Origin of the sequence: uncultured Gemella sp. (assembly GCF_963525875.1) — a bacterium.
Classification (GTDB): Bacteria; Bacillota; Bacilli; order Staphylococcales; family Gemellaceae; genus Gemella.
Genome location: NZ_CAURMG010000064.1, coordinates 1 through 5,153 on the forward strand (window position 1 = coordinate 1; position 5,153 = coordinate 5,153).

Sequence of the window (5,153 nt, forward strand, 5' to 3'; positions counted from 1 at the left end):
GAAAAGATTCAGGTATAAAATCTCTTCAAGATGTTAAAGGTAAAAAAGTAGCATTCGTAGATCCATCATCTTCATCAGGGTATATTTATCCAGGTGCTATGTTAGTTGAAGCTGGTCTTAATTTAGATAAAGATATTAGTTATCAATTTAGTGGTGGACATGATAAGAGTTTACAATTACTTCTTAACAAAGATGTTGATGTAATTGCGACATTCGATGGAGTGGAAGATAGATATGCTAAAGATTTCCCACAGGCAAAAACTGATATTCAAAAATTAGCAACTAGTGATATGATTCCTGGTATTATGGTTACAACTTCTAGCAAAATGGATAAAGAGTTACAGGATAAATTAGAAAAAGCTCTTCGTGATATAGAGAAAGATCCGAAAATGAAGGAACTATTCACTAAGATGTTTAGTATTACTGGATTTAGCGATGTAGATCAAGACGCATATAAAAAAGTAGAAGCAACAGCGAAAGTTATGAATGTTGACTTAGATAAAGTAAAATAATAATAAAAAACTTGGTACAAATTGTGCCAGGTTTTTTTGTTGGGTGAAACTCTATTATTATATAAAATACTTGAGATTTTTTACGTTTAATTTTATAATAAAATAATCAATCAGGAGTGTGAATGTAATGTACGCATATATTAAAGGAAAAATCTCGGAAATAAATCCGACTAATATTGTTGTCGATAATAATGGTATAGGTTATGAAGTGGTAGTAGCAAATCCATATGAATACCATTTAAATGATGATAGAACAGTTTATATAAGTCAACAAGTGAGAGAAGATTCTAATGTTCTTTATGGATTTTCTAATAAGGAACAGAAGAAAGTATTTCTATTGTTATTGAAAGTAAAAGGTGTAGGACCGAAAAGTGCATTAGCAATATTAGCAGGTGGAACAAGTGAGGAAATAATAAGCGCAATTGAGAATCAAGATGCTGTTTATTTAACTAAGTTTCCTGGAATTGGTAAAAAATCAGCTCAGCAGATTATTCTTGACTTACAAGGTAAGGTTGATTTTAGTATGGCAGATATTAGCAGTGCTCCAACTGCAATTAATAATTATCTTAGTGACGCAATGCTTGCGTTAGAAGCACTTGGGTATAGTAAAAAGGAACTTACGAAAATTGAGAAGAAATTATCAGCGTTTGATTTTTCGGGTGTTGATGAGTATGTAAAACAAGGATTAAAATTATTAATGAATGCATAAATTGTGAAAGGAGGAAATTATGGAAGATAGAATGGTATCTGCAAGTCAAAATTTTGGAGAAGAGCGTGAGGAACAGTCTTTAAGACCGAAGTTTTTAAGCCAGTATATAGGTCAAGAACAAATAAAAAGTAATTTAAAAATTTTTATAGAAGCTGCAAAACTTCGAGGTGAAGTATTGGATCATTGTTTGTTATATGGACCTCCAGGTTTAGGGAAGACGACTCTTGCTACTATTATAGCTAATGAGATGGAAGTTGGTATTAAATATACATCAGGACCAGCTATAGAAAAATCAGGGGATTTAGCAGCGATTTTGACTAGTCTTGAACCTGGAGATGTTCTATTTATTGACGAAATACATAGAATTAGTAGATCGATTGAAGAGATTCTTTATTCTGCGATGGAAGATTTTTATCTTGATATTGTAATTGGTAAGGGTGAGGAGTCGCGTAGTATTAGAATTGAGTTGCCACCATTTACTCTGGTGGGTGCTACTACTAGAGCTGGAGCATTAACAGCACCACTTCGAGATAGATTTGGTGTACATTGTCGTTTGGAATTTTATACTATTAGTGAACTTCAAAATATAATAGAAAGAACTTCTGATATTTTTGAATGTGAAATTGATGAAGATAGTTCGTATGAGATTGCTATGAGATCTCGTGGAACACCGCGTATTGCTAATAGACTATTAAAACGTGTTAGGGACTTTGCACAAGTGAAAAATGACGGTGTAATAGCAAAAAGTTTGGCAGTAGAGTCTTTAGATTTGTTACAAGTGGATGCTAAAGGTCTGGATAATATTGATTATAAAATATTAGAGTGTTTAATAAAACGTTATGATGGGCGTGCTGTTGGTTTGGAAACAATAGCTGTCACAATTGGAGAAGAAAGTATAACGATAGAGGATGTTTATGAACCGTATTTAGTTAAAGAAGGTTTTATAGAACGTACTCCAAGAGGTCGTCGTGCAACACCTAAGGCGTATCAACATTTAGGGATTAGCTATAAAGGTGAATAAAAGATAACATAGGTTTCATTGAATTTGAAATATTAAAATTTCATTTTTAGAAACCTATTTTTATAAGGTTTTAAAGGTGTTATTGATAATATTTTTTAATTAGAAATGATATTAATTGTAAATTAAATTAAACTATATTAAACTTATGTAGTAAAATATAAGAAATTTTAGAAGGATTAAATTTATATGATTGACAGTAAACAATTTATAAATACTAGACATAAAAATCAAAAGATTAATTATGATAATGTCTTGAAAGAACTTATAAAAGAGTGGGAAAAAAATAATTTCCGACCAAAGATTCTTATTCATTCTTGTTGTGCACCATGTAGCACGTATGTTTTAGAATATTTGTCTGAAATTAGCGATATAACAATTTTCTTTTCAAACTCAAATATACACCCTAAAGAAGAATATATAAAACGTATGTTGGTGCAAAAGGATTTTGTAGAAGAATTCAATAAAAGAAACGATAAAAAAATAAAATTCCTAGCTGATGAATATTCTCCGAGTAAGTTTATTAGTGCTGTAAAAGGGCATGAAGAAGATAGAGAAGGTGGAGATAGATGTCATATTTGTTATGAAATGCGTTTAGATTCTTCTGCTCAAAAAGCTGAAGAACTGGGGTATGACTACTTTGCTTCTGCATTAACACTTAGTCCTAAAAAGAATGCGATTGTTATTAATGAGGCAGGATATGTGCTACAAGAACAAGTTTCAATATACTATTTACCTTCAGATTTTAAGAAGAATAATGGTTATAAAAGATCTGTAGAAATGTGCAATGACTATAATATTTATAGACAATGTTATTGTGGTTGTGTATTTGCCGCAAAAGATCAAGGAATAGATTTTAAAGAAGTTAACAAGAATGCTCGTGAATTTAATAGGAATCATGAAGATTATGAAAAATTTAAATCTATTATTAAACTTGGCGGAGAATTAGTGTAAATTATCTATAACAGTGGTTTACGATATAATAATAAAAACATAATAATTTTAAATATAAAGTATTAAAATAGGGTATAAAAAATGGGAAAGAGCCCAAAAGTCCTTAAATTTAACAAAGTTCATATGATAATTCATAGTCAAAGTGGTTTATTGATACCTAAATTAGCTTTATAATAGCTTTTTAAATATCTAATGAACCACTGAGGAAAGTGACTCGACAAAATCAATTACTTCAAAATTGCGATTTTTGAGTCACTCTTTTTTTGTAATAAAGTAAATTAGTGTTATTAATGTTGAAAATATATTTTCAACATTTTTTCAAAACAATTGTATTAAGATGTTATTGATGAATAAGAAACGGCTTTCTTTGTTATAGAATAAGACGATATAAGAGAGTTAAATTAGTACAAATTACTTGTAAATATTGCTTTCATGTGTTATTATTTGAATGTAAATATTTTTTTAAATAAAAGGAGACAACACTATGTTACAAAAAGAATTTAAAGTTATCGACGAAACAGGAATCCACGCTAGACCAGCTACTTTATTAGTACAAGCTGCTTCTAAATTCCAATCAAATATTGAATTAGAATTCAATGGACGTAAAGTAAACTTAAAATCAATCATGGGTGTAATGAGCCTTGGAGTTGGTAAAGATGCTGATATCGTAATCTATGCTGACGGAGCTGATGAAGCTGAAGCATTAGCGGCTTTAGAAGAAACAATGAAGAAAGAAGGATTAGCATAAAATGTTACAACTAAAAGGTATTGCAGCCTCTCAAGGGATATCTTTTGCTAAAGCCTATATTTTTGTTGAACCAAATTTAACAGTTAAAGAAGTTAAAGTTCAAGATATAGATGCTGAGGTTAAGCGTTTTGAAGATGCGATTGAAGTATCTAAAAAAGAATTAACAATTATTAAAGATAAAGCTTTAGAAAACTTAGGTGCGGATAAAGCAGCTATTTTTGAAGCTCACTTATTAATCTTAGAAGACCCAGAATTTATGGGAACTGTAAAAACTGATATTCAATCAAAAGAAATTAATGCTGAATATGCATTGAAAGAAACTTCAGATATGTTTGTTTCTATGTTTGAATCTATGGATAATGATTACATGAAAGAACGTGCTGCTGATATTCGTGACGTTTCTAAACGTATTTTAGCTCACCTTTTAGGTGTCGATCTACCAAATCCAAGTTTAATTGATGAAGAAGTAATCATCATTGCTGAAGATTTAACTCCATCGGATACTGCGCAACTTAACAAACAATTTGTAAAAGGTTTTGCAACAAACATTGGTGGACGCACATCTCACTCAGCTATTATGGCTAGATCATTAGAAATTCCTGCAGTAGTAGGAACTAGTACAATCACTGAAGAAGTTAAGAATGGAGATATTTTAATTCTTGACGGATTAGATGGTGTTGTTTACGTAAATCCTGATGAAGCTACTACAGCTGAATTAAAAGAAAAATACGCTAAGTTTGAAGCGCAAAAAGCAGAATGGGCAAAATTAGTTACAGAAAAATCTATAACTCAAGATGGACACGAAGTAATTTTAGCAGCTAACATTGGTACACCTGCTGATTTAGAAGGTGTTAACAATAATGGTGGAGAAGCTGTCGGATTATATCGTACAGAATTCCTATATATGGGACGTGATCAATTGCCAACTGAAGAAGAACAATTCGAAGCTTATAAAGCTGTTTTAGAAGGAATGGGAGATAAACCTGTTGTAGTTCGTACTTTAGATATTGGTGGAGATAAAGAATTACCATACTTAGATTTACCGAAAGAAATGAATCCATTCTTAGGTTTCAGAGCTATTCGTCTTTGCTTAGAAGAAAAAGATTTATTTAGAACACAATTAAGAGCATTACTACGTGCTTCAGTTTACGGTAAACTTTGTGTAATGTTCCCAATGATCGCTACAGTTCAAGAATTTAGAGCTGCTAAAGC

Annotated in this window: 6 protein-coding genes; all 6 read left to right on the plus strand. The window is 31.0% G+C overall.

Going from position 1 to position 5,153, the window contains the following annotated elements:
• A partial coding sequence (locus RWQ73_RS07515) for a phosphate/phosphite/phosphonate ABC transporter substrate-binding protein (protein WP_314407744.1) occupies positions 1-512 on the plus strand: 512 nt, incomplete at its 5' end.
• A 127-nt stretch (positions 513-639) separates the two neighbouring features.
• Positions 640-1,221: a Holliday junction branch migration protein RuvA gene (gene ruvA / locus RWQ73_RS07520; protein WP_314407746.1), complete on the plus strand. Its 582-nt coding sequence runs from the start codon at positions 640-642 to the stop codon at positions 1,219-1,221.
• A gap of 19 nt (positions 1,222-1,240) precedes the next feature.
• Positions 1,241-2,242, plus strand: a complete 1,002-nt coding sequence (gene ruvB / locus RWQ73_RS07525; RefSeq protein ID WP_314407747.1) for a Holliday junction branch migration DNA helicase RuvB — start codon at positions 1,241-1,243, stop codon at positions 2,240-2,242.
• A 186-nt stretch (positions 2,243-2,428) separates the two neighbouring features.
• Entirely contained in the window at positions 2,429-3,193 is a 765-nt protein-coding gene (locus RWQ73_RS07530) for an epoxyqueuosine reductase QueH (RefSeq protein WP_314407749.1), read from the plus strand.
• A gap of 484 nt (positions 3,194-3,677) precedes the next feature.
• Positions 3,678-3,941: a phosphocarrier protein HPr gene (locus RWQ73_RS07535; RefSeq protein WP_003145399.1), complete on the plus strand. Its 264-nt coding sequence runs from the start codon at positions 3,678-3,680 to the stop codon at positions 3,939-3,941.
• Between the two features lies 1 nt (position 3,942).
• The coding region (ptsP, locus tag RWQ73_RS07540; RefSeq protein ID WP_314407751.1) for a phosphoenolpyruvate--protein phosphotransferase at positions 3,943-5,153 on the plus strand (1,211 nt) is incomplete at its 3' end.

Bases quoted from the DNA above. Each gene is read 5' to 3' on its own strand.
- ruvA (WP_314407746.1), top strand. From the start codon at position 640: ATGTACGCATATATTAAAGGAAAAATCTCGGAAATAAATCCGACTAAT.
- ruvB (WP_314407747.1), top strand. From the start codon at position 1,241: ATGGAAGATAGAATGGTATCTGCAAGTCAAAATTTTGGAGAAGAGCGT.
- RWQ73_RS07530 (WP_314407749.1), top strand. From the start codon at position 2,429: ATGATTGACAGTAAACAATTTATAAATACTAGACATAAAAATCAAAAG.
- RWQ73_RS07535 (WP_003145399.1), top strand. From the start codon at position 3,678: ATGTTACAAAAAGAATTTAAAGTTATCGACGAAACAGGAATCCACGCT.